Raw genomic sequence first — 23,602 nt, forward strand, 5'->3', positions numbered from 1 at the left:
GGGCCGGCGGAGGCAATAGGCTGGGCCCGATTCCTAGGCACCCCGTCTACGAATCGGGTCACACAGCACTCAGGAACCCCAGGGGAGACACACGTATGGCACCCGGCCTGCCCACGTCCACCGCCGCCATGGACCGACCGCACTTCATCGGCATCGGCGGCGCCGGCATGTCGGGCATCGCCAAGATCCTCGCCCAGCGCGGCGCGAAGGTCGCGGGCAGCGACGCGCGGGAGTCCGCGACGGCGGAGGCGCTGCGCGCGCTCGGCGTCACCGTCCACATCGGGCACGACGCCGCCCACCTCGCGTCCGACGCCACCTGCGTCGTCGTCTCCTCAGCGATCCGCGAGGACAACCCGGAGCTGGCGCGCGCCGCCGAGCTCGGCATCCCCGTCGTGCACCGCTCCGACGCGCTCGCCTCCCTCATGGACGGCCTGCGCCCCATCGCGGTCGCGGGCACCCACGGCAAGACGACCACCACGTCCATGCTGGCCGTCGCCCTCTCCTCGCTCGGCCTGAACCCGTCCTACGCGATCGGCGGCGACCTGGACGCCCCCGGCTCCAACGCGCTGCACGGCGAGGGCGACATCTTCGTCGCCGAGGCCGACGAGTCGGACCGCAGCTTCCACAAGTACGCGCCGGAAGTCGCGATCATCCTCAACGTCGAGCTCGACCACCACGCGAACTACGCGTCGATGGACGAGATCTACGACTCCTTCGAGATCTTCACCTCGAAGATCGTCCCCGGCGGCACCCTCGTCATCGCCGCCGACCACCCCGGCGCCGTCGAGCTGACCCGCCGCATCCGCGACACGACGTCCCTCAAGGTCGTCACGTACGGCGAGTCGGAGTCGGCGGACATCCGCATCCACAAGATCACCCCGCGCGGCCTGGCCAGCGAGGTCACGGTCCTCCTCGACGGCAAGCTGCTCACCTTCACGGTCTCCGTACCCGGCCGCCACTACGCGCACAACGCCGTCGCCGCCCTCGCGGCGGGCGTCGCGCTCGGCATCCCCTCCCGGAACCTGGCCGCCGCCCTCAAGTCGTACACCGGGGTCAAGCGCCGCCTCCAGCTCAAGGGCGAGGAGAACGGCGTGCAGGTCATCGACTCCTACGCGCACCACCCCACCGAGATGACGGCCGACCTGGAGGCGATGCGCGCCGCGGCGAGCGACTCCCGCCTCCTGGTCCTCTTCCAGCCCCACCTGTTCTCCCGCACCCAGGAACTCGGCAAGGAGATGGGCGAGGCACTCGCCCTCGCGGACGCCTCGGTCGTCCTCGACATCTACCCGGCCCGCGAGGACCCGATCCCGGGCATCACCAGCGCCCTGATCGTCGACGCGGCGCGCGCGGCGGGCGCGGACGTCCAGGCGGCCCCCGACAAGGACGCGGCCGTCGCGACCGTCGCGGGAATGGCGAAGCCCGGCGATCTCGTTCTCACCATGGGGGCGGGCGACGTCACGGACCTCGGCCCGCGCATCCTGGACCACCTCGCACAGCGCTGAAGGGAAGTGTCTCCATGTCGTACGACGTCGAGAAGCCGGACGAGCAGTGGCGCGCGGAGCTGAGCCCGGCGGAGTACGCGGTACTGCGCCAGGCAGGCACCGAGCCCGCCTTCACCGGTGAGTACACGGACACCAAGACCAAGGGCGTCTACGCCTGCCGCGCCTGCGGCGCCGAACTGTTCACCTCGACCGAGAAGTTCGAGTCCCACTGCGGCTGGCCGTCCTTCTACGACCCGAAGGACTCCGCCGCCGTCGAACTGATCGAGGACCGCTCCCACGGCATGGTCCGCACCGAGGTCCGCTGCGCCCGCTGCGGCTCCCACCTGGGCCACGTCTTCGAGGGCGAGGGCTACCCGACCCCGACGGACCAGCGGTACTGCATCAACTCGATCTCGCTGCGCCTGGAGCCCGTCGAGGGCTGAGGCAGTCACCATGGGCGGGCCGCGTCAGGCGCGGTCCGCCCGCAGGAAGTCCTCCACCACCCGGATCAGCGCCAGCGGCGCCTCGTCCATCGCGTACGAGCCGCACACCGGCAGGTCGACGAGTTCGCCGCGGACGAAGTCGCGCAGCCAGGTCGCGCGGATCAGCTCCGCGGGGAGCGCCGGGTCGAGCTGTCCGGTGACGGCGAGGGCCGGGGTCGTACAGCCCTCCAGGTCGCGGTGGAAGTCGTCGTGCGTCCACGAGTCGAGCCAGGCGCGGAACGCCTTGGCGTCGCTGCGCGCCACCGAGCGCGCCGTCATCCGGTCCAGCCAGGCCGCCGGGCGGACGCCGCCCGTGGTCAGGTCGATGATGGTGCGGCGGTGCGCCGGTTCGTTGTCCGCCGTCGCGAACAGCTCCCACCGCTTCGGCGACAGCGTCAGACCCGACGCCGGGATGGGCGAGACGCCCGCGATGCGCCGCACGCGCGCGCGGGCCGCCGCCACGACCCGCTGCGCCACACTGGCTCCCATCGAGTGCCCGATCAGCGAGAACCGCTCCCACCCGAGCCGGTCCGCGAGCGCCAGCACATCGGCCGCGCCCTCCGCCGTCGTGTACGCCCCCGGCGTGTCCTTCGCCTCCCCGTAGCCGCGCAGGTCCACCAGCGCGTACTCGAAGGAGATCCGGTCCAGGTCGGCCAGGACCGGCGCCCACGCGGAGCGGTCGGCGAACCAGCCGTGCACCGCGAACACCTTGTGCGGACCGTCTCCGTGCAGTTCGTGCGGAAGGAGGAAGGTGGAGGCCACGTCGACTCCCGGGGATGCGGCGGTGCGGATCGCTCCACGGTGGCGCGGCCCCGCCCGGCCCACAAGGGGGCGTGTCCGCGGGATCGGCGACAATGGGGCGGTGACCTCCGCCGACGCCTCCGCCGACACCTTTTCCGCCAGTTCTCCCGCGCCCGCCGGACCGGCGCCCGGCCGCCCGGAGCTGCGTGCCGACTGCGGCGACTGCTTCGGCCTGTGCTGTGTCGCCCTCCCGTTCGCCAAGTCCCAGGACTTCGCGCGGAACAAGAGCGCGGGCAGCCCCTGCCACCACCTCGGGGACGACTTCCGCTGCGGCATCCACGCCCGGCTGCGCGACGAGGGCTACCAGGGCTGCACCGTCTTCGACTGCTTCGGGGCCGGGCAGAAGGTCTCGCAGGTCACGTTCGAGGGCGTGAGCTGGCGGGAGCGCCCGGAGAGCGCGCGGGCGATGTACGAGGTGTTCCCCGTCATGCGGCACCTGCACGAACTCCTCTGGTACCTCGGTGAGATCGTCGAGCTGCGCCGCGCCAAGTCCCTGCACCGCGACGCCCGCCGCGCCCTGGAGGACATCGAGCGCCTCACGCGCGCGGGCGCCGACGAACTGCTCGCCGCCGACGTGCCCGCGATCCGCGACGGCGTGAACACGCTGCTGCTCAAGGCGAGCGACCTCGTGCGCGCCCAGGTGCCGGGGCGCAAGAAGAACCACCGCGGCGCCGACCTCGTCGGGGCCCGCCTGCGCTCCGCCGACCTGCGCGGCGCCAGCCTGCGCGGCGCCCTCCTCATCGCCGCCGACCTGACCGGCGCCGACCTGCGCTGCGCCGACCTGATCGGCGCGGACCTGCGGGACGCCCGGCTCGCGGGCGCCGATCTCACCGGCGCCCTCTTCCTCACCCAGGCCCAGGTCAACGCGGCGCACGGGGACGCCGCCACCAAGCTGCCGCCGGGCCTGACCCGCCCCGCGCACTGGACCCCGTAGCCCCGGTACGAAGACCGGCCGCTTCCCCGTCCCGCGCCCGCCCACTCCTCGTTCACGCGATGGAGCGATCATCCGGCCTTTCGCGGATGGGCCGGGGCCACGCGGGTAGGGCCGCGCCCATGACAGAGCAGTCCACGCAGCCGTTCCGCCTGCCGCGCTTCTACATGCCGTACGAGGCGCGCCTCAACCCCCACCTCGACGAGGCCCGCGCGCACTCCGCCGCCTGGGCGCGGGCGATGGGGATGCTGGAGGGCAGCGGCGTGTGGGAGCGGAGCGACCTCGACGCGCACGACTACGGGCTGCTGTGCGCCTACACCCACCCCGACTGCGACGGCCCGGCGCTCTCCCTGATCACCGACTGGTACGTGTGGGTCTTCTTCTTCGACGACCACTTCCTCGACCTGTACAAGCGCACGGGCGACCGGGAGGGCGGCAAGGCCCACCTGGAGCGGCTGCCGCTGTTCATGCCGATGGACCTCTTCGCCGCGGTGCCGGAGCCGGAGAACCCCGTCGAGGCGGGCCTCGCCGACCTGTGGCGGCGCACCGTGCCCGCCATGTCGTCCGCCTGGCGCCGCCGCTTCGCCGAGGCGACCGAACACCTGCTCGACGAGTCGATGTGGGAGCTGTCCAACATCAACGAGGGCCGCGTCGCCAACCCCGTCGAGTACATCGAGATGCGCCGCAAGGTCGGCGGCGCCCCCTGGTCGGCCGGGCTCGTGGAGTACGCGACCGCCGAGATCCCGGCGGCCGTCGCCGCGTCCCGCCCGCTGCGCGTTCTGAAGGAAGCATTCTCCGACGCCGTGCACCTGCGCAACGACCTCTTCTCCTACGAGCGCGAGGTCCGCGACGAGGGCGAGCTGAGCAACGGCGTCCTCGTCCTGGAGACGTTCTTCGGCTGCACCACGCAGGAGGCGGCGGAAGCCGTCAACGACGTGCTGACCTCGCGCATGCACCAGTTCGAACACACCGCGCTCACCGAGGTGCCCGCGCTCTGCCTGGACCAGGCGCTCACACCCGACGAGGTCGCGGCCGTCGCCGCGTACGCGCGCGGGCTCCAGGACTGGCAGTCCGGCGGACACGCGTGGCACCTGCGCTCCAGCCGCTACATGAACGAGGGCGCCGTCGAGGAGCCCTCGCCCCTGCGCGGGCCGACCGGCCCCGGCACCGCCACCGCCGACGTCCGCACGCTGCTCACGTCCGTCGGCGCCGAGCGGCTGCGGGCCCACACGCACGTGCCGTACCAGAAGGTCGGTCCCGTACGGGTGCCGGACTTCCTCATGCCGTACGAGGCGCGGCTCAACCCGGCGCTCGACCACGCGCGCGTGCACCTCGACCGGTGGGCCCGCGCCATGGGCCTGCTCCGCGAGGGCGTCTGGGACGAGGACAGGCTCGCCGCCGCCGACCCCGCCCTCTGCGCGGCGGGGCTCGACCCGGACGGCTCCCCGGAGAGACTCGCCCTCAGCGCCCAGTGGCTCGCCTGGGCCGCCTACGGGGACGACGCCTACCCGCTGCTCTTCGGGCAGCGCCACGACCTCGCCGCCGCCAAGCTGTGCACCGAGCGCCTCTCGGCCTGCATGCCGGTGGCGGACGAACCCGCGCCCGAACCGGCGGGCGCCCTGGAGCGCGGCCTCACCGACCTGTGGGCCCGCACGACCGCCCCGATGACCCGTGAACAGCGGACCGGGCTCAAGGCCGCGGTCGACGCCATGACGGAGAGCTGGGTCTGGGAGGTCCTGAACCGGGCCCAGCACCGCATCCCCGACCCCGTCGACTACCTGGAGACCCGCCGCGCCACCTTCGGCGCCGACCTCACCCTGCGCCTGCGCCGCGCGGGCCACGGCCCCGACCTGCCGCCCCAGGTGCACCGCGCGGGCCCGATGCGGGCCCTGGAGAACGCCGCCGTCGACTACGCGACGCTGGTCAACGACATCGTCTCGTACCGCAAGGAGATCGAGTACGAGGGCGAGATCCACAACGCGGTCCTCGTCGTCCGGAACTTCTTCGGCACCGACCACCCGACGGCGCTCTCCATCGTGCACGACCTCACGACCCAGCGCATGCGCCAGTTCCAGCACGTCGAGGCCCATGAACTCCCCGTCCTCTACGCGGACCTCGGCCTCGGCGAGGAGGACCGCGCGCGGTGCGAGAGCCATGTCGGGCACCTGCGGGACTGGATGGCGGGGATGCTCCACTGGCACCGGACCGTGGACCGCTACCGCCCCGGGCATCTCGCGCGCCGCGCCCACGGCTTCGTACCGGACCGGATCCCCGCCCTCCCCGGCCGTCGCACAACCTCCGCGTCCGGAATGCGGCCTTCAGGCAACCTGGGCGATGTGTCCGGCATCTCTTGAGGCGTACGGCCACCGACCGGCCGTACGCACGGGGAGATGACGAGAACACACGGGGGTGTTCTGTACCTTGACCGAGATCATCGAGCACGTCACGCACACACCGGCCGAGCCGGAGCAGATCGTCGCGGGGCCGGGGGAACTCACGCCGTACATCGCGCCGTTGACGGTCCCGCCGGTGCTGCGGCCCCGCACGGACGACGTCCGCACCGAGACGGAGATCGCGCTGCGCCCCACCTGGCAGCGGCTCCACCCGCAGCTCCCTCCGACCCTCATGTGGGGCTACGAGGGCTCGGTGCCTGGCCCGACCATCGAGGTGCGGCGCGGACAGCGGGTCCGCATCGCCTGGACGAACCGCATACCCAAGGGCAGCGAGTACCCGGTGACGGCCGTGGAGGTGCCGATCGGCGCGCCGAGCCCGAGCACCCGCCCCGGCCGCGAGGGCGTCCCGCCCAACCCGGACGTCGCGGCCCTGCCCGCCTGGTCCGTCACCCACCTGCACGGCGCGCAGACCGGCGGCGGCAACGACGGCTGGGCGGACAACGCCGTGGGGTACGGCGACGCCCAGCTCGCCGAGTACCCGAACGACCACCAGGCCGTGCAGTGGTGGTACCACGACCACCCGTGACCCAAGGGACCAACAGGCTATCGCACACGGGGCCTGACCAGGGCAGACGGCAGCCCCGCCCATGCGCTACGGGGGAGAGCGTCACAGACGGGGCCGTACACCCTGCGCCGGGGGACCTGTGCCCGACAACAGGGGGTCTATCGGGCCGACCCTCGGGCGACTATCACCGTGACTACAGCGGCCCACGTGATCCAAGCGGCGAAGACGAGAACCCACCTCACAGGGGAACCAGATAGGCCGGTCGAGCCGTCCACTCCCGACCCCCGCCCACGGGTTGAACCCATGCGGTAGGCGTGCGCTTGCGCTCGGCGGGCGGTACCTCGGGGTCCAGCCAATCGGGGTCGATGTACACGAGGATGCCGACCCGATAGCCGTCCGTAACGCGCTTGCCGTACTGCGCCGTTGTCACCATCACGCCCCCCTTTCCTCGGCGCATCTGTGGCAGTTGGGCCAGGGGCACGGCGGGATGGAGTAGCGAGGGAAGCTGACCATTCCGGAAGCCTCATCGAACCGTCCGCCGTACGCCTCCCACCAGGGGGCCTGTACGACGTTCTGCGCCTCTGCGGGGGTGTCGCTGAGGCTGACTAGCTCGGGGGCCGGTAAGACGCCTGTACGGCGATCTCGGAAGCTCTGTAGCTCGCTCATTCGACCGGCACCCCCTCACGCGCCCATTCGCACACCCGAGACACCTTCGGTTCGTTATGAGGGTGGTTGTTGATCTCTGTGAGGGCGTCTCGGCTCTCCGACTCATCCCATTGCTTGGCCAGTGCGCCGCACACGTCGCAACCCTCGGCCGGTGTCGCCCGAATCTCCGGTGTCGGATGACTGGACACGATCTCTCGGGTACCGATGTGCACTGTCTGCGTCTTCCCCGCCATGTCTGCCGTCCCCTCGCGTGGCCCGATGGGCAACCACGCTAGGAACGGCGAGAGTCGGCTATCCAGGAACTTGCACAGGCTTGCACGGCAGTTGGGCCGCAGGCTGTCTTGACCATGTGGCCAATGCGGGCAGGATGGCTGTGCAAGTCCGAGCAAGTCACGCGCTATCGGAGGACGGCATGACGCTACGGTTTGTTGGCATCGACCCGAACACTGATCACGACCACTGCCCGACTGTTTGGGCTGACGAACAGTCAGGAGAGCTAGTCTTGCAAGGCTGGAAGGCGTCGCCGGAACTCCGCGAAGTCTGCGAAACCAACACACCGGCCAACGGACCTATCCCGGATAGCGAAGAAGTCATCAGGATTCCGGCGCGCATGGTGCCGATGATCAGGGAAGCGTGCGATGCCGTCGAACGTTCCGCCGTTCAGTGAGCTACTGGCCAATACTCGTGACACCGCCGTCCACCTGGAAATGCGCGATGACTATGGCACCAACCCCCGGCTAGAGGCTTGGCAGCGCGGGGAACGGGTGGACTGGAATGACCGCGAGTCCTGGTGGCACCCGTTCCATCAGACGATTGCGGATGGCGTCGCGCGTGGTGTGTCGATTCGCCGGGCGCGTGTCGTGTCGGAGCCTGTCAGTGAATACATCCGCTGGGAGCACGACGCGACGTACGGAAACCTAGCCGCCGGGGAAGATGTTCGGTGGCTGTCCCGGAGTCAGGTGGCGGGCTTCCTGGTGCCAGCCAATGACTTCTGGCTGTTCGACGGAAGCCTACTCCGAATCCACCACTTCGCCGGGGACGGAAGCCACGTCAGGGATGAACTCAGCACGGACGCAGAGACATTGAAGCTGTGCGCATCCGCATTTGAGGCCATCTGGCAGCGGGCAACCCCTCACAGCGAATACAAGATCTAAGCGCGACCGGATAGCCAACTTATGTCCTCACCTTCGTCCCAAGCCCAGGAAGCCAGGGAAGCTGTAGCCGGTCGCTTGCGGGAAATGCGGCTAGACGCAGGAATCACAGGGCGTGAGTTGGCTGTCCGCTGTGACTGGAGTGAGTCCAAGTCATCACGGATCGAGCGCGCCAAGACGCCACCCAGCGACGCTGATATACGAGCCTGGTGCGAAGCGTGCGGGGTGCCGGAACAAGCGGGCGACTTGATCGCTGCCAATCGGCAGGCAGATTCCATGTACGTCCAGTGGAGGCGGCTACAACGAACCGGACTCAGACGGCTACAGGAGTCGGGCGCACCGCTCTATGAGCAGACACGGCAGTTTCACGTGTACTGCTCGAACGTCGTTCCCGGATTCTTCCAGACCCCGGGCTATGCGACAGCGCTCCTGACCTCGATTGCTCGCTTTCGCGGTACGCCTGACGATGTGTCAGATGCAGTGGCGGCGCGCATGGAACGGTCGCACGTGATCCGCGAAGGTGACCACAGGTTCGCGGTGCTGATTGAAGAGTCCGTGTTGCGGTACCGGATTGGCAGCCCGGAAGTGATGGCCGCCCAGCTAGGTCACTTGCTGTCTGTCATGGCGCTGCCCTCAATCTCTTTGGGCGTCATTCCATTCACGGCACCCCGTCAAGCGTGGCCGCTGGAAACGTTCACCATCTTTGACCGTCGGCGCGTCCATGTGGAAACCCTATCGGCTGCCATTAAAGAGACTCAGCCAAGTGATGTCGCGCTATACCTTAAGGCGTTTGGGCACTTGCAAGGCGTTGCGGCCTACGGGGCAGACGCCCGCTCGCTCATCACGACAGCTATCGAAGCTGTCGGTTGAAAGCCACCCGGCCAGCTTACCGGCCAGACAGATTGAGGAGAAGTTGCACCCTGGAACCCCTAACAGTGGCACCATTAGGGCATGCTTGCGAGTCTACTTCCAGGGTTTCGTCATCTTCGTACGCCATTTTCTATCGGCGTGTTGTGCGCGCTGCAATTGTGGATTCTGTTTGGCGAGTCAATACCCAAGCGCGGAGAGGTGAACGGCCTTATTGAACGCGTCTATTCGTTGGCGGAGATAGCGGGAAGGCCTATAGTAACAGCGGCGCTTGCATGCATTCTATACCTTATTGGTGACGTTATGAGGGTGCCATGGAGGCGAATAGCGAAGCTGAATTGGTTCTTCTTCGGTGAACTTGCGCTCGTCACATCCGAAGATATGGTGGCATTGCAGAGTCACGCCCTGAAGGCTTTTCGCGTGCGCGGTGTGAGTGATCCATACGAAAACCGCCCCGCTATGTTGATAGATGACATCCAGTTCGAGTTTCCCGAGCTGCGCGTACATCTGATCGAAAGCAACATAGATATCTACATGGAGAGTGATCGACTTAACGCCGAGGGGGAATTCCGTATCAATGTCGCGATCTATACCGTTCCCCTTTGGGTGATCCTGGCTGCCAGCCTAACCCCGTGGTTCCTCTTTGGGGGCATTGCTTCGGTGGTGCTCTACGTAAATGGAGTCAATGCATTCCGGTCCGGTAACGGTCTAATCGTGCAGTCCATCGTCGCCGACATTGTTGCTTCGCGATATTTCGAAGAAGAAAAACAGGAGGATGAGGAGAGTGAGCCGAACTCTGGAGCACCCGCTATCGAGCCGCTGTATCGGTCGTTCACTCTCCGGCCTGTGCGACCTGATTCTGGGTCGCCCGCTAATCAGGGTCACGAAGATCTGGCCAGTGAGTGACTAAACCTCTCCGCGCAAACGCTCTAAGCTGCGGCGCTAGCTTTTTGCCTCCCTGCCGAGTAGCCAGGGAAGAGGGAGGGGGTGGCCCCCCGGGGAGCGCTAGTAGCTCCGTGCTGACGGTCGTCCGGGTGAAATGCGGAGCGCAAAGCCCTGCTGGCGAGTCATAATCTAGGCATGGACAAGCGAGAGCAGTGGTTCCGTGAAGGCGCACCACTCTTCCGGCAAGCACTCGAACAACTTCGGCTTGCTGATCGACTGCCGACCACTGAAGACGATTACTACGCGTGTCCGTGCTGTTTGATCGCATATCCGTTCGAAGCGGTTGCGGCGAAAGTGCTGACCACGGAACACGTGCCACCCGATGCGCTCGGCGGAAAGGGAATGCTGCTCACGTGTAAGCGCTGCAACAACGATGCGGGTCGACATTTTGACGCTCATGCAATAAGGCGTGCGGACGTGCATAACTTCTTGCTGGGAAAGCAAACCAATCGACCCGTACGTGCTGTATTCCTGGCGGACGGTATCTCTGTACGAGGGGAGGTGCAGAGTTCCGGGACAGGATGGCTCATGCAGGGGGTCCCGAAACAAAATGACCCGGCGATGCTTGATGCCCACGAAAAGGCTCTACGTGAGGCATCTGAACGGGGCGAAGCGCCGAAGTTCAATTTTACCCTTACGGAGCGCTTTTCACCTCAGCATGCGGATGTCTCGTGGATTCGCTCCGCCTACTTGGCCGCATTCGCGGCCTTGGGCTGGCGCTACATTCTTCGACCGGCACTTGATCCGATTCGCGCACAGTTGAAGTCAGATTCGCTAACGGAACTTCCACTAACCATCGGATTCAACCCCAAGGCTGACAGTAATACTCGGTCAATCATGATTGTCCGAGAACCAGAGAACCTGAGTAGTGTCCATGTAGTTCTCGGGCACTACACCGTATTTCTGCCGGACCCCTGGGGAACGCTGTCCATGCAGGAGCTGGCAGAATCGATCTCAGAATTGCGTGACGAAACAGGGGGCGTTACTGCCACGTTGAGCGGCCAGATCGCAGATTGGCCGACAAAGCCTATGTACTTGCTAGATAAGGCGATTCGTTAGCGTCAGCACACGCGCCAGCGAAGTTGCGGCGCAGCAAAGGCGCAGGTCAGAAATGGCCGTGATTTCAGCCGGCTGAGGGTGCCTGGTTGCGGCAGCACACCCCGGGCAGGTGCCCTTGACCGCATGCCTGGTGCGCCGGGAAGGTTGCGCCATGGATGCGGGATTGGCGGCGGTGCTGGGGGCGTTGGCAGGGTCGGTTGCAACCATTGGTGCAGCGCTGGCTACTGGATGGTCAGCACGCGAACAAGCGAGGATGGCGGCACGGGCGGAGCATGTGAGACAGAGACGTGATTCACGGCAGGCTGTATACGAGGAATTCATAGATGCAGCAGAGGAGCACGCGAACCTGACCAAGATTCTGCTAGCTCCTGCACCACAAGACTTCGATGACCTAGAACGCCTTCGCATCCTTCCGCCGGGCATGGACCTAGCGGCGACGATCAGTGAATCTAAGTCACTTCACGAAAAGGTTAGGAAGACCGCGACGAGGGTGCAGATTGCGGGCCCGAAGGAAGTGAGTACAGCAGTAGCTGTTGTAATTGACAAGTCGGGTAGTGTTTACGGTTCGCTCGGGGTGACGATTGTGACGGGAAATCATCCAGGTGCACGTAGTCTGGCTGAGAAGTGGGAAGATGGGTGTTGGAAATACGTGGAATTCAGCCGCTCCATCTCCGACTTCACTGAAAAGGTTCGGATTGCGCTGGATAATGACGGGACGAAGGAGTAGGCGCCCCGCGCGACGAGACGCAGGGCAGCCCACTAACAGGTTCGTCTCTCATGGGATGACTGGCGGGACGATCGGGTTACCCGCAGAATCGCGCGGAGTGAGGTCAATGACGTACCGCTGGCCATTCCGCACAACAGCACTCAGGCCCCGTGGCATTCGCGTCCCCTGGTAACCCTCTGGGCAGCGATCCGACCAGGCCGGGGAACCATCCGGAAGCCGGGGGAACCAGGGATACGAACCATCCGGCCCGGGGTCCAGCGCGTCACTCGCCATTGATGAACTTCTCTCGCTCAGCCTCAAGAGCATCGTTGAACTTCTTGGCACGGCGTCCGGCTTCCCGGCCGATAAGTGCGTTGATGTGCTCAACGATGTCCACGGCGCGGTACCGGTCATCTGGAACCACGCTTTGGTTAGATGGAACTCCTAGGGTGGACTCAGCGCGTCGGGCATGGTTCCGGACGTACACGCGCTTCTGCTCAACGGCAACCTGCCTGATTAGCACCTCAAGGAAACCCATCGTCGCAGGGTCATAGTCGGGAACTGCCGTACTGCCTTCTGATTCATTGGCATCTGCGGCAACGTCCCGCCAGCGGGAGTAAAAGCCCTTGTCGTATTCCTGGGTACGCTCAAGGCGCTTTGCTGCCTCAGCGTCGAGCTTGACAGCCTCAGCCGCTTCTAGCTCAGCAACCTTGGCTGCGGCACGCTCAGCGGCCTTGCGCGCCTTCTCTAGTTCATCCTGAGTGGCAGGGCGAATGTCGTCGGTCATGGTGATTCCTTTCAGGCGCCATAGCCGCGCGCAATACGCTGCTCAGGGGTGATGGGGTCTGTACTGACGCTGGAGGTCTTCGGCGTAGCCTCACCGAGCTGAGCGGCAGCCTTCCGGGCCACGGTCGCGTAACCCATAGCCATTCGCTGATCCGGGTTGATCTCGAAGCCCTTAGCCTCAGCGTTCTTGAGGTGGGCAACCACAGCATCGTCCGATTCGCTGGCCGTGGAAGCCAGAGACTCAATCATCCAACGCTGTCCATCAACGCTGGCGCCCTCATCGCCGGGCTCAACGGTGCGCATGTACCAGGGGGTGTCATTCATGGGGTTCCTTTCAGGGGGATCACCTACGGATTTTCGTAGGTGGTGTCAATCTCGGGAATTGCGTTGATGCGCAACCACGCGAACGCCGCGAACAGCTCGTCCCGCTGCCGGTCATCTCTCGGCACGATTGCGTGTGATTCAAGAATGTCTATCGCTTGCTCAGCGCCGATAGCGTCCATCTGGGAGCACTCCTATTGCAGGGAAAAGGGAAGGGCAGGGGCTTGCCTCTGGCTAGTACAAGCCCCTGCCCTGGTCTTTAGATGACGCCAGCCATTTGGTAGATCAGCGACACCCACAGCGCCAGCACCAGCACTTCGAAAAGCCAGCCAAGTTGGGCGTTCATAGGAAGTCACCGGACCAGCGAACCCATGAAGCCCGTAGCTCCTCCGGGGAGATGCCGGACGGCCCTTGAGCGTAGGCATTGCTGAGACTCGCCTGAGTGGCACGCACGGCGTCGGCAGACGGCTTGCTGTGGTCAATCCCTGGCTTACCTGCTAGGCCGCGCTCACGGGCACGCCAGGAAGCAACAGCCGCAGTCTCAACTACCTGCCGTCGCTCTTCGTAGTGCTCCCGTGCCGCCTCACGAAGCGCCTCAGCGACAGCAGGAAGAGCGCTCTTGCCGTACTTCCGAAAGGACCGGTCATACGCTCTGTGGTCGCGCACGCAGAGCGGCATGTAGTGGGCCGTGCTCTCAGACCAGAGGTAACCGTCCCGGTAAACCTCAGCGTCGTCTTGGTGGTCGTAGGCCCAGTCAGTGGCGAAGGTTCCGCAGAACTCACAGGGTTTGTGACTAGCCGGTCCTTTGATCTCAACAACGCGCCTGTGCGCTGTTTTGTAGTCACTACGTGCCGTAGGCATGGTGGAAGTCTTTCTGAGTGGCTGCCCGCATATGCGCGGATACGAGAAAAGCCCCCAGACGAGGGGAGCAACAGAAGGGGCAGCCACGCGCCTTCAATTACTCGACCCTTGTCCGGGGGCTGGTTCTGGTCACGGTATTGAGCCCCCGTAACAGGGCGTCTAAGTGCACGGGTCTGGTGTGGCTGCCACCCGCCGGGGATTTGATGTTCCTTCCCCTTCGTAATGTGTCTAGCGAGTGGAGTGCCCCCGAACTATGCGCATTCGGACATTGCAGACCCAGTGAATTATGTGACGTGTATCACTTAGAGAATCAGTGACATTCTGGCGTTGGTGCAGTAGCGGGCGACTGCCAGCGGAACGCGCCGAGGAGTGGAAAAAGGGGCCTCTTTAGGGGTTCCGCCTAAATTCGCCCTGTATCCGTCTTGGAGGTGTGTAGAAATGTAGGTTCGCGGGTCGGTCTGGATATCGCTGCTAAGACTCATGAGAGGAAACTGAAGTATGGGGGGAAACTACACTTCTACATTTCCGCTGGTCAGGGGCTGTGTGCTGATGGAGTGTCAGAAACCAGCTACACGGTTACCAGATTTTCGCCCGTTTCCGCTGTCCGCTTCTGGGAGTCATGGGTGCCCATCTGAGCCCTTCCGGCGTCCGGTCGACCCCTTGGTGCCAGTGCATCCCTGAAAGGCGCTCAGGTGCCCACTGGTGGCGTTGTCGGCTGGTCCGGTCTCTGGCCTAGCCGTAACGCGTTCGGCGGGCGTCTGAGGGCATGAGAAAGCCCCGCCCGGCAGCGAAGCCAGACGGGGCCAGGGAGTCTCAGGCTGTCAGCGCGCCAGGGAAGCCCATGAGTGCCTGTTGCAGCGCCTCAAGCCGGGTGATGCGCTGGCGGGTGTAGGCGGTGCTGTCTCCGGCCCTCACGGCGCCGTACAGGGCTTCCAGCTTCCGCGTGATCTGCCGCCACTCCAACTCACGGTTGAACGCTGCCTCTTCGGCGTCGCACTGTGCCCGAAATTCTTCGCGTGTCATGATGGTGCCTTGCTTTCAGGGACACCGGTCCGGCTGTCACTCGCCAAAGTCCTGCCGGACCGGTGCCATTCCTTCTCTTCGGATTAGCCAGCGGGTTGTGTCAATCTGGCTTCCCGTCTGTCCCAAGCTGCCTCGGCTGCCGGATTAACGGTCTCGTCCCGCCATTCCGGCTGGAGCCGGTCAAAGATTGGTGTCCTGTCGCCGGGCTTTGTCGGTAGCGAAATGGTCAGCTTCTTGCATGCAGCCTTGAACAGCTCCCGTCGCCCTTCAATGCCCTCTGCCTGCCAAATGGCTGCCAGCGCTTCTGGGTCCATGAGTGGCGTTAGGTCTTCCCCGGATGACAGTTCATCCAGTTCCTTCCGGAGTTCGGCAACCAACTCATCTTGTTGCTGCCGAAGACTCTCAAAAGTGGCTTCGTCCATGCGGCCGAAAACGAAGAACTCCTTACGCAATTTAACCTGCCGTTCAATGGCGGCGTCATACAGGGCTGTGGCCCGCTGCTTGCGTGCTTCCTTTTCGGGACTTTCGTAGGCCAGCCAGCGCCGAGCTATTTCTCGGATGGTCGGGGATTCGGGCCGTAGGCTCCAGATATGGTTAATCCAGAGCACTGCAACGGCTTCGTCCACTCGCGCCCGGGCCGTTACCGTTCCTTCGCAGGCTGTCTTTCCTTGAGTGGCCCGAGTGTCGCACCGATAGTTGGTTCCGCCGTTGGACATGGGGCCAGAGCAGCGCGGGCATCGTAGAATCCAACCCGCCACGGTCTTGTGCTGGCGAACGCCCCGCCCCGTTCCCTTGCTGCGGCCCTTGCCGCGCTCATTACTAGTGCGGCCGGACAGGATGCGCTGAATCTTGAGCCATTCTGCGTACGTCACGACACCTTCGCCGCAGCTCACCGGCTCACCCTTAGTGTTCAGCAGCGGTTCAGCGCGCTTGACCCACTTGTCGAGAGGATTGCCGTCAGCGTCGAATACCCGCTGACGGTTAGGAACTAGACCGGCCCATGCGGGAGAGTGGGCGAGATGGATGATGGTCTGCGCGCGCCACATCTTCCCCTTTCGCGTGCGCTTCCCTTCGCTGTTCAGCTTCTCGGCAATCCATTGGGGCACCTTGCTAGCTAGAAGGTACTCAGCGATGCGGCGGGCCAACGGATATTCAGACGGCAGTCGCTTCAGCTTCTTTGAACCCTTGGGCGAGTAAAGGCCGAAGGGTGTCACTCCGCCGTGCCAGTTTCCCTCCCGTTTGAATTCATCAGAACTTGACTGGGTGCGTTCTGTGATGGACTTAGCCTCTTCACGTGCGCGGTCAGCGAGGATGCCGAACACAATGCGCATGCCAGGCTGTGAAGAGTCCAGTCCCTCACTGGTGGATACGATGCGTGCGCGCTGTTTCCGCTCGAAGTCGTCAATCAGCCTGTCGACAGCACCCATGCCCCGCCGTGAAAGCCGGTCAGTACGCCAGACGTAGAGCGTCTTGGAAAGTCCGCGCAGCACGGCGTCACAGGAGCTGTCGAATTCTTCGCGGCGGATATGAGCCTTGCTGGCGCTGCGCTGTTCAAACCAGACATGCCGGACAGTCTTTCCCTCTTCGTGCGCCCTGCGGCAGATATCGCGCAGATGGCCGCGCAGTGCAGTGAGGGTGTCCTTTTTCTTCGACCGTCTGATGTACGCCTCTGCCAGATCAGCCGGTTCGCCGGTTGCTGGCTCCCAGAGCCCCAGCTCTTTGAGTTCGTCGTCTTTGAAGCCCAGTGCCCGCAGGTTGGGAAGGTCTTGCCGTTCCATCGTTGCCCGTTCGCCGTAGGTGGTCCCGCCTCGGACACCTGTGAGCGAGTGGAATGCTCAGAATCCGTGTTTTCCCAGGTCAGAGGCGGGGTTGCACCCTTCGGTCACGACCACGCCATGAACATCACCCGCTGGAACGTGCAGTCCGGCCTGTACGGCACCTACCTGATCCGCGACGACGAGGAGGACGCGCTGGGACTGCCCGGCGGCGAGCGGGAGATCCCGCTGCTCCTCGCCGACCGGAACCTGGACACGGACGCCGACGGCACGCTGAACGGGCGGCTGCTGCACAAGACGGTGATCGTCGACCCGAAGAACGCGGAGACCGGCAAGCCCGTCTCCCTGCCGTTCACCGGCCCCTACACCACCGTCAACGGACGCATCTGGCCCTACGCCGCCGTCGACGCCGCCTGGTACCGCTTCCGCCTGGTCAACGCCTCGAACGCGCGCATCTTCGACCTGGTCCTGATCGACGAGGACGACCAGCCCGTCCCGGGCGTCCTCCACCAGATCGGCAGCGACGGCGGGCTCCTGCCGCGCCCCGTGCCCGTCGACTTCGACGAGGCGCTGCCGGCGCTCACCGTCGCCCCGGCCGAGCGCATGGACCTGCTCATCGACTTCGCGGCGCTCGCCGGACGCCGGGTCCGCCTGGTCAACAAGGGGCCCAACCAGGCGCCGGGCGTGCCCGACGCGGCGGGGAACGTGCCGTACCCGCATGTCCTGGAGTTCCGGGTGGGCGAGGCCGAGGAGTGCGAGCCCGACCCGTTCACGCTGCCCGAGGTCCTCTCCGGCTCCTTCCGCAAGCTGACCCACGACATCCAGCACGGCCACCGGCTGATCGTGCTGACCCCGCCCGCGACCAAGGGCGGCGGCGGCCACCCGGAGATGTGGGAGATGGCAGAGGTCGACGAGGCGGAGGCCGCCGGCCTCAAGGTCCCGGCCGAGGGCGTCATCCAGCTCGTCGACGACAAGGGCAGGCTGAAGACGTACCGGCGCATCGCCCGCACCTTCAACGACGGGCTCGGCTTCACCGTCGCCGAGGGCAGCCACGAGCAGTGGAGCTTCCTCAACCTCGCGGTGAACCCGCCGGTCGTGCACCCGATGCACATCCACCTGGCCGACTTCCAGATCCTCGGCCGCGACACGTACGACGCCTCCGGGTTCAGCACGGAGATCGGCGGCACGACGCAGCCGGTCGCCTACGACGGGTCCAAACCGGTCCCGCTGCCGCCCAACGAGCAGGGGTACAAGGACGTCTTCCGCGCCCTGCCCGGCCAGATGCTCCGCGTCATGGGCAGGTTCGACGGGGCGTACGGCCGGTTCATGTACCACTGCCACCTGCTCGAGCACGAGGACATGGGCATGATGCGCCCGTTCGTGGTGGCGCCGCAGGAGGCCCTGAGGTTCGACCACGGGGCCGGGCACGACGGCGGCCACGGAGGACACGGCGGCCACTGATTCTCACCCGTTCGTGGCCCGTGGCGGCGGACCGCGACGGGTAGGGCTGTGACCATGGAACGGACTGCGTTGCGGCCGAGATCGATGCCCGGGACGGCGGGGGCGGGCTCCCGCCGCCCGGACGTCGTACGAGGTGGTGGTGGCCGGCGCACGGCCGGTCTGCTCGCCGGGCTGCTCTGCGCCCTGGCCCTGGTGCTTGCCGGGGCGGGCCTCGGCGCCGTCGGCACCACGGTCCTCGGCCTGAGCGGCCTGAGCGACATGAGCGGTGCACGGGGCACGAGCGGCGCGAGTGACATCAGCGGCGCGGGCAAGGCGGCCGGGGTACAGCAGCGCCCACAGGAGAAGGCGATGACCGACGCCCGGCCGGCGGAGAAGGCCCCCGCCCGCACCATCCTCGGCGTGGAGGTCGCCGACGCCCCGCAAGGCCCCGGCGCGCTCGTCGTCGCCGTGCACGTCCCCGGCCCCGGATACACGGCCGGACTGGTGCGCGGCGACGTCGTCACGCGCTTCGGGGCCGTGGACATCGGCTCGGCGCGCGCCCTGGTGGCCCGGGTGGCGAACGCCCGCCCGGGGCGCCAGGTGCTCCTCGTGGTGCGCCACCGCGACGGTGTGCGGCAGACGCTCGCGGTGACACCCGGCCTCGTGACCTGACGGCGGTCACGAACTTCCATGTATGAGCGGCAGGGCGCGAGAAGGGGCGGGAACGGACTCGCGTCCGCCACCCCGGCCGGGCAGGATGCTCCCGTAGACGACCGCACCCCGTCCGCGCCCAGGAGGCCCCCGCATGACGACCGGCACACCCGCCCCCTTCACCGCCGCCGACTACCGGGCCCGGATGGAGCGCGCCGCGCGCTCCGCGGCCGACGCCGGGCTCGCGGGGGTGCTCGTCGCGCCGGGGCCCGACCTGGTGTGGCTCACCGGGTACCACGTGCCGGCCGACACCGAGCGGCTCACCCTCCTGGTGCTCGCCGAGGGACAGGAGCCGACGCTCGTCGTGCCGACCCTGGAGGCGCCGGACGCCGCCAAGGCCGCGGGCGCCGACGCGATGACCCTGCGCGACTGGACCGACGGCAAGGACCCGTACGCGGTCGCCGCCCCGCTCCTCGGCGCGCGGGGCGCGACCGGCCGCTTCGGCGTCAGCGACAACGCCTGGGCCATGCACCTCCTCGGCCTCCAGCGCACCCTGCCCGACACCTCGTACGTCTCGCTCACCGAGGCGCTGCCCATGCTGCGCGGGGTCAAGGACGCCGCCGAGCTGGAGCGGCTCGCGGCCGCCGGAGCCGCCGCCGACGCCACGTACGAGGAGATCAGGAAGACCACCTTCGCCGGGCGCAAGGAGAGCGACATCGCCCGCGAACTGGCGGATTTGCTGCGGCAGTTCGGGCACTCGCAGGTCGACTTCACCGTCGTCGGCTCGGGCCCGAACGGTGCCAACCCGCACCACGAGGCGAGCGACCGCGTCATCCAGGACGGCGACATGGTCGTCCTCGACTTCGGCGGCCTCAAGCACGGCTACGGCTCCGACACCACCCGCACCGTGCACGTCGGCGAACCCACCGACGAGGAGCGCCGCGTCCACGACATCGTGCGCGAGGCGCAGACCGCCGCCTGCGACGCCGTGCGGCCCGGCATCGCCTGCCAGGAGGTCGACCGCGTCGCCCGCCAGGTCATCACCGACGCCGGGTACGGCGAGTACTTCATCCACCGCACCGGGCACGGCATCGGCGTCACCACCCACGAACCGCCGTACATGATCGAGGGCGAGGAGCAGCCGCTCGTCCCCGGCATGTGCTTCTCCGTGGAGCCCGGGATCTATCTGCCGGGCCGCTTCGGCGTGCGGATCGAGGACATCGTCACGGTCACGGAGGACGGCGGCCGGCGCCTCAACGCGACCGCCCGGGACCTGGCGATCGTGGGCTGACCACCATGCCCGCGCCGGAGCCGCTCACCCCCGACACCGTGCACCGCATCCTCGCGACCCTGTCCCCGGACGGCGGCGGCGCCGAGGTGCGCCCGGCCGCCGAGGGCGGCGGACACACCACCTGGTGGGTCGGCGACCGGCACGTCCTGCGCCTCGCACCGGACGGTGAGGCGTCGCGGCGGCTGCGCCGCGAACTCCGGCTGCGCGATCTGGTCCGGCCGTACGTGGCTGTCGGCGTGCCCGCGTCCGTCGCGTCGGGGGAGTGGGCGCCCGGCCTCGCCTGCACCCTGGACACACGGCTGCCCGGCGAGTCGGCCGAGGTCCGTGACGTCACCGCGGCCGGTGAGGAGGACCTCGCCGCGCTGCTCACCGGGTTGCACGAGGTGCCGGTGGCCCGCGCGACGGCGCTCGGCGTGCCGAAGGAGGCGCCGCGCCCTCTGGAGGACCTGCGCCGGGCGGCGGGCGCGGCGGCCCGCAAGCTCGACGCGGACGACGAGTTCGAGGCCGGGCGGCTCGACCAGCTGACGCCCCGGGCCGTCGTCCAGCTCGGCCCCCTCGGCGACCCGGTCCTCGTCCACCACGGCCTCAAGGGCGGGCATCTGAGGGTCGACCGGGGCGGGCGGGTGCGCGGGGTCCTCGACTGGACCGGCGCGGCGGCCGGCGACCCCGCCGAGGACATCGCGGGCCTCGCGGGCGCGGTCGGCGCGCGGGCGGCGGTGCGCTCGGCGACCCTCGCCGGGTACGGGCCCCGGGTCTGCCTGCGGGGCCTGTGGCTGGCCCGCTGCGACACCCTGCTGCGCCTCGCCGACCGCCTCCACGGCGACGACGCGGACAGCCCCGTACCCCTGCTGCGGACGCGACTCGAACGGGCCTGGGAGCCGATCCTGCTGGAGCAGGTCTAGCCGAGCCGGACCTCAAGGAGCCACGGCGATCACGCACGACTCGCCCGGCACCGTCAACAGCCCGTCCGCTCCCGGCAGTTCCACCGGCTCCCACGCCGCGAGGACCTGGGCCACCGGGCGGCCCAGCGGGATCGACACCGGCCCCGCCGACAGGTTCACCGCCACCCGCAGATCGCCCCTGCGGTACGCGATCCAGCGGGCCTCCTCGTCGAAGGCGACCTTGACCGCCGACAGATCCGCGTCCTGGAGGTCCGTACGGGCGTGACGCAGGGCGATCAGGTCGCGGTACCAGGACAGCACGCGCGCGTGGTGGCCCGTCGCCTGCTCCGACCAGTCGAGGCAGGACCGTTCCCGGGTGGCCGGGTCCTGCGGGTCGGGGATGTCCTTCTCGGCCCAGCCGTGCGCCGCGAACTCCCGGCGCCTGCCCTTGCGGACGGCCTCCGCCAGCTCGGGGTCGGTGTGGTCGGTGAAGTACTGCCACGGCGTGCTCGCCGCCCACTCCTCGCCCATGAACAGCATCGGTGTGAAGGGGCTCGTCAGGACCAGCGTCGCCGCGCACGCGAGGAGCCCGGGGGAGACGGAGGCGGCGAGCCGGTCGCCCTGCGCGCGGTTGCCGATCTGGTCGTGGGTCTGCGTGTAGGCGAGCAGCCGGTGGCCCGGGGTGCGGGCGCGGTCCAGGGGGCGGCCGTGGTGGCGGCCGCGGAACGAGGAGTACGTGCCGTCGTGGAAGAAGCCGTGCGTCAGCGTCTTGGCGACGGCGGCGAGCGACTCGCGCGCGAAGTCGGCGTAGTAGCCGTCGCTCTCCCCGGTGACCGCCGCGTGCACGGCGTGGTGCACGTCGTCGTTCCACTGCGCGTGGACGCCGAGGCCGCCCTCCGCGCGCGGGGTGATCATGCGCGGGTCGTCCAGGTCGGACTCGGCGATCAGGAACAGCGGCCGCCCGAGCCGCTCGGCGAGGTCGTCCACCGCCGTCGACAGCTCCTCCAGGAACGGCAGGGCGCGCCGGTCGTGCAGCTCGTGGACGGCGTCCAGGCGCAGGCCGTCCAGGCGGTAGTCGCGCAGCCAGGCGAGGGCGCTGCCGATCAGGTAGGCGCGCACCTCGTCGGAGCCGGGCGCGTCCAGGTTCACGGCGCTGCCCCACGGGGTGTGGTAGTTGTCCGTGAAGTACGGGCCGAACGCGGGCAGATAGTTGCCGGCGGGGCCCAAGTGGTTGTGCACGACGTCGAGGACGACGCCGAGCCCCAGCTCGTGCGCGGCGTCGACGAACCGCTTCAGCGCCTCGGGCCCGCCGTACGGCTCGTGCACCGCCCACAGGCTGACCCCGTCGTACCCCCAGCCGTACCGGCCGGGGACGGGACACAGCGGCATCAGCTCGACGTGCGTGACGCCGAGTTCGGCCAGATGGGCCAGGCGCTCGGCCGCCGCGTCGAGCGTGCCCTCCCGGGTGTACGTGCCCACGTGCAGCTCGTAGAGGACGGCGCCGGTCAGGTCCCGCCCGGCCCAGCCCGACCGCCATACGTACCGCTCGTGGTCGACGACCGCGCTCAGGCCGTCGGGTCCGTCGGGCTGGCGGCGCGAGCGCGGGTCGGGCAGGACGGGGCCGTCGTCGAGCGCGAACCCGTACCGCGTCCCGTCCCGCGCCTCGGCCTCGCCCGACCACCAGCCCGCGCGGCCGGGGTCGCGCTCCAACGCCCGCGTGTCGCCGTCGCAATGGAGCGTGACCTGCTCTGCCTTGGGTGCCCACACCTCGAAACGCACGGACGCTTCCCCCTCGTAGCCGGATGTCTGCCGACAGTGACGACGCGTCCATCCTGCGACAGGAATGATCGTTTCGCCGGTAAATCGCCGCGACTGGCCGGTTCTTTTGTGACCGCCGGCGACCGGGGGCGCCCTCGGTTTTCTGGACACTGCGGTCCCGCTGCCCGACAATCACAGGCGTGACGTCCTCTTTTGAACACCAGACGTACCCCGCGCGGCTCACCGACGCCGAGCGGGACCGCGCGCTGGCGGTGCTCAGGGACGGCGTCGCGCTCGGGCGCCTCTCGCACGATACGTTCGTGCGCCGCATGGAGCTGGCGCTCGCCGCCCGCAGGTCCGACGAACTGCACGCGCTCACCGCCGATCTGCGCGGCGAGAACCGCTGGTCCCGCGCGATCCTCGGCGCCGTGGGCGCCGTCTCCGGGTTCACCGTGCGGATGCGCAGGGCCTGGACCGTCGAGCGGCTGCCCAAGCTGCTGCTGCCGCCGCAGAGCAGCCCGTACCCGCTGCGCATAGGCCGCGACCCGGCCAACGGGCTGCGCCTGAGCCACGACACGGTCTCCCGGGTCCACGCCGAGCTGAGCCGCCAGGGCGGCATGTGGGTCCTGCGCGACCTCGGCTCCACCAACGGCACGACGGTCAACGGCCGCCGCGTCACCGGGGCGGCCGTGGTGCAGGACGGCGACCAGGTCGCCTTCGGCCACATCTCGTTCCGGCTCTCGGCCAACTGACCCCGGCGCGTCCCGC

Annotated in this window: 22 protein-coding genes and 2 pseudogenes; 16 read left to right on the top strand and 8 right to left on the bottom strand. The window is 67.6% G+C overall.

Going from position 1 to position 23,602, the window contains the following annotated elements:
• Positions 1-95 precede the first annotated feature (95 nt).
• Both murC and msrB read left to right on the top strand, forming a co-directional pair.
• Entirely contained in the window at positions 96-1,502 is a 1,407-nt protein-coding gene (murC, locus tag ABZ877_RS17265; protein WP_361071223.1) for a UDP-N-acetylmuramate--L-alanine ligase, read from the top strand.
• Between the two features lie 14 nt (positions 1,503-1,516).
• A complete protein-coding gene (gene msrB, locus ABZ877_RS17270; protein ID WP_361071226.1) occupies positions 1,517-1,924 on the top strand; it encodes a peptide-methionine (R)-S-oxide reductase MsrB in 408 nt (135 codons plus the stop codon).
• A 24-nt stretch (positions 1,925-1,948) separates the two neighbouring features.
• Here the strand turns inward: msrB and ABZ877_RS17275 are convergent, their stop codons facing one another.
• The gene (locus tag ABZ877_RS17275; RefSeq protein ID WP_361071229.1) at positions 1,949-2,725 is read right to left on the bottom strand and encodes an alpha/beta hydrolase; all 777 of its coding nucleotides are present in this window, start codon (positions 2,723-2,725) and stop codon (positions 1,949-1,951) included.
• A gap of 181 nt (positions 2,726-2,906) precedes the next feature.
• Here ABZ877_RS17275 and ABZ877_RS17280 point away from each other — a divergent pair, with 181 nt between their 5' ends.
• The 3 genes and pseudogenes from ABZ877_RS17280 to ABZ877_RS17290 all read left to right on the top strand — a co-directional run.
• Complete coding sequence (locus ABZ877_RS17280; protein ID WP_361071588.1) at positions 2,907-3,698, top strand: pentapeptide repeat-containing protein; 792 nt, start codon at positions 2,907-2,909, stop codon at positions 3,696-3,698.
• 119 nt (positions 3,699-3,817) lie between these two features.
• On the top strand, positions 3,818-6,049 hold the full coding sequence (gene cyc2, locus ABZ877_RS17285; RefSeq protein WP_361071232.1) for a germacradienol/geosmin synthase Cyc2: 2,232 nt from the start codon (positions 3,818-3,820) through the stop codon (positions 6,047-6,049).
• A 79-nt stretch (positions 6,050-6,128) separates the two neighbouring features.
• Positions 6,129-6,668, top strand: a pseudogene (locus tag ABZ877_RS17290) (multicopper oxidase domain-containing protein); the annotation flags it as partial.
• A gap of 223 nt (positions 6,669-6,891) precedes the next feature.
• Here ABZ877_RS17290 and ABZ877_RS17295 read toward each other — a convergent pair.
• Positions 6,892-7,086, bottom strand: a complete 195-nt coding sequence (locus tag ABZ877_RS17295; RefSeq protein ID WP_361071590.1) for a hypothetical protein — start codon at positions 7,084-7,086, stop codon at positions 6,892-6,894.
• Between the two features lie 645 nt (positions 7,087-7,731).
• Here ABZ877_RS17295 and ABZ877_RS17300 point away from each other — a divergent pair.
• The 6 genes from ABZ877_RS17300 (at position 7,732) to ABZ877_RS17325 (ending at position 12,068) form a co-directional block, all read left to right on the top strand.
• Entirely contained in the window at positions 7,732-7,986 is a 255-nt protein-coding gene (locus ABZ877_RS17300; RefSeq protein ID WP_361071235.1) for a hypothetical protein, read from the top strand.
• Positions 7,958-8,473 (top strand): DUF6879 family protein, encoded by a 516-nt coding sequence (locus ABZ877_RS17305; RefSeq protein WP_361071238.1) that lies wholly within the window; start codon positions 7,958-7,960, stop codon positions 8,471-8,473. Before ABZ877_RS17300 ends, ABZ877_RS17305 begins: the two co-directional genes overlap by 29 nt.
• A gap of 21 nt (positions 8,474-8,494) precedes the next feature.
• Positions 8,495-9,340 carry a helix-turn-helix transcriptional regulator gene (locus ABZ877_RS17310; protein WP_361071241.1) on the top strand — a complete coding sequence of 282 codons (846 nt, stop codon included), beginning with the start codon at positions 8,495-8,497 and terminating at the stop codon, positions 9,338-9,340.
• 81 nt (positions 9,341-9,421) lie between these two features.
• The gene (locus ABZ877_RS17315) at positions 9,422-10,243 is read left to right on the top strand and encodes a hypothetical protein (RefSeq protein ID WP_361071243.1); all 822 of its coding nucleotides are present in this window, start codon (positions 9,422-9,424) and stop codon (positions 10,241-10,243) included.
• A gap of 174 nt (positions 10,244-10,417) precedes the next feature.
• On the top strand, positions 10,418-11,341 hold the full coding sequence (locus ABZ877_RS17320) for an HNH endonuclease (protein WP_361071246.1): 924 nt from the start codon (positions 10,418-10,420) through the stop codon (positions 11,339-11,341).
• Positions 11,342-11,492: 151 nt separating this feature from the next.
• On the top strand, positions 11,493-12,068 hold the full coding sequence (locus ABZ877_RS17325; protein WP_361071249.1) for a hypothetical protein: 576 nt from the start codon (positions 11,493-11,495) through the stop codon (positions 12,066-12,068).
• Positions 12,069-12,330: 262 nt separating this feature from the next.
• Here the strand turns inward: ABZ877_RS17325 and ABZ877_RS17330 are convergent, their stop codons facing one another.
• The 5 genes from ABZ877_RS17330 to ABZ877_RS17350 all read right to left on the bottom strand — a co-directional run bounded on the left by ABZ877_RS17330 (position 12,331) and on the right by ABZ877_RS17350 (position 16,816).
• Complete coding sequence (locus ABZ877_RS17330; protein ID WP_361071252.1) at positions 12,331-12,834, bottom strand: hypothetical protein; 504 nt, start codon at positions 12,832-12,834, stop codon at positions 12,331-12,333.
• A gap of 11 nt (positions 12,835-12,845) precedes the next feature.
• A complete protein-coding gene (locus tag ABZ877_RS17335) occupies positions 12,846-13,157 on the bottom strand; it encodes a hypothetical protein (RefSeq protein ID WP_361071255.1) in 312 nt (103 codons plus the stop codon).
• Between the two features lie 23 nt (positions 13,158-13,180).
• On the bottom strand, positions 13,181-13,336 hold the full coding sequence (locus ABZ877_RS17340) for a hypothetical protein (RefSeq protein ID WP_361071258.1): 156 nt from the start codon (positions 13,334-13,336) through the stop codon (positions 13,181-13,183).
• Between the two features lie 1,492 nt (positions 13,337-14,828).
• Positions 14,829-15,038, bottom strand: a complete 210-nt coding sequence (locus ABZ877_RS17345) for a hypothetical protein (protein ID WP_361071261.1) — start codon at positions 15,036-15,038, stop codon at positions 14,829-14,831.
• Between the two features lie 83 nt (positions 15,039-15,121).
• Positions 15,122-16,816: a recombinase family protein gene (locus tag ABZ877_RS17350; RefSeq protein ID WP_361071264.1), complete on the bottom strand. Its 1,695-nt coding sequence runs from the start codon at positions 16,814-16,816 to the stop codon at positions 15,122-15,124.
• 105 nt (positions 16,817-16,921) lie between these two features.
• Between ABZ877_RS17350 and ABZ877_RS17355 the strand changes: the two are divergent.
• The 4 genes and pseudogenes from ABZ877_RS17355 to ABZ877_RS17370 form a co-directional block, all read left to right on the top strand.
• Positions 16,922-18,274, top strand: a pseudogene (locus ABZ877_RS17355) (multicopper oxidase domain-containing protein); the annotation flags it as partial.
• A gap of 54 nt (positions 18,275-18,328) precedes the next feature.
• Positions 18,329-18,925, top strand: coding sequence for a PDZ domain-containing protein (locus tag ABZ877_RS17360; RefSeq protein WP_361071267.1), 597 nt, complete (start codon positions 18,329-18,331; stop codon positions 18,923-18,925).
• A 133-nt stretch (positions 18,926-19,058) separates the two neighbouring features.
• Positions 19,059-20,195 (top strand): aminopeptidase P family protein, encoded by a 1,137-nt coding sequence (locus ABZ877_RS17365; RefSeq protein ID WP_361071269.1) that lies wholly within the window; start codon positions 19,059-19,061, stop codon positions 20,193-20,195.
• Between the two features lie 5 nt (positions 20,196-20,200).
• Positions 20,201-21,097, top strand: a complete 897-nt coding sequence (locus tag ABZ877_RS17370; protein ID WP_361071272.1) for an aminoglycoside phosphotransferase family protein — start codon at positions 20,201-20,203, stop codon at positions 21,095-21,097.
• A gap of 12 nt (positions 21,098-21,109) precedes the next feature.
• On the opposite strand, the gene treZ is transcribed toward ABZ877_RS17370, so the two are convergent.
• Positions 21,110-22,855, bottom strand: coding sequence for a malto-oligosyltrehalose trehalohydrolase (gene treZ / locus ABZ877_RS17375; protein WP_361071275.1), 1,746 nt, complete (start codon positions 22,853-22,855; stop codon positions 21,110-21,112).
• Between the two features lie 179 nt (positions 22,856-23,034).
• Between treZ and ABZ877_RS17380 the strand changes: the two genes are divergently transcribed.
• Positions 23,035-23,586: a DUF1707 and FHA domain-containing protein gene (locus ABZ877_RS17380; RefSeq protein WP_361071278.1), complete on the top strand. Its 552-nt coding sequence runs from the start codon at positions 23,035-23,037 to the stop codon at positions 23,584-23,586.
• Positions 23,587-23,602: the final 16 nt, after the last annotated feature.

Origin of the sequence: Streptomyces sp. NPDC046939, from assembly GCF_040644575.1 — a bacterium.
In the GTDB taxonomy this organism is placed as follows: domain Bacteria; phylum Actinomycetota; class Actinomycetes; order Streptomycetales; family Streptomycetaceae; genus Streptomyces.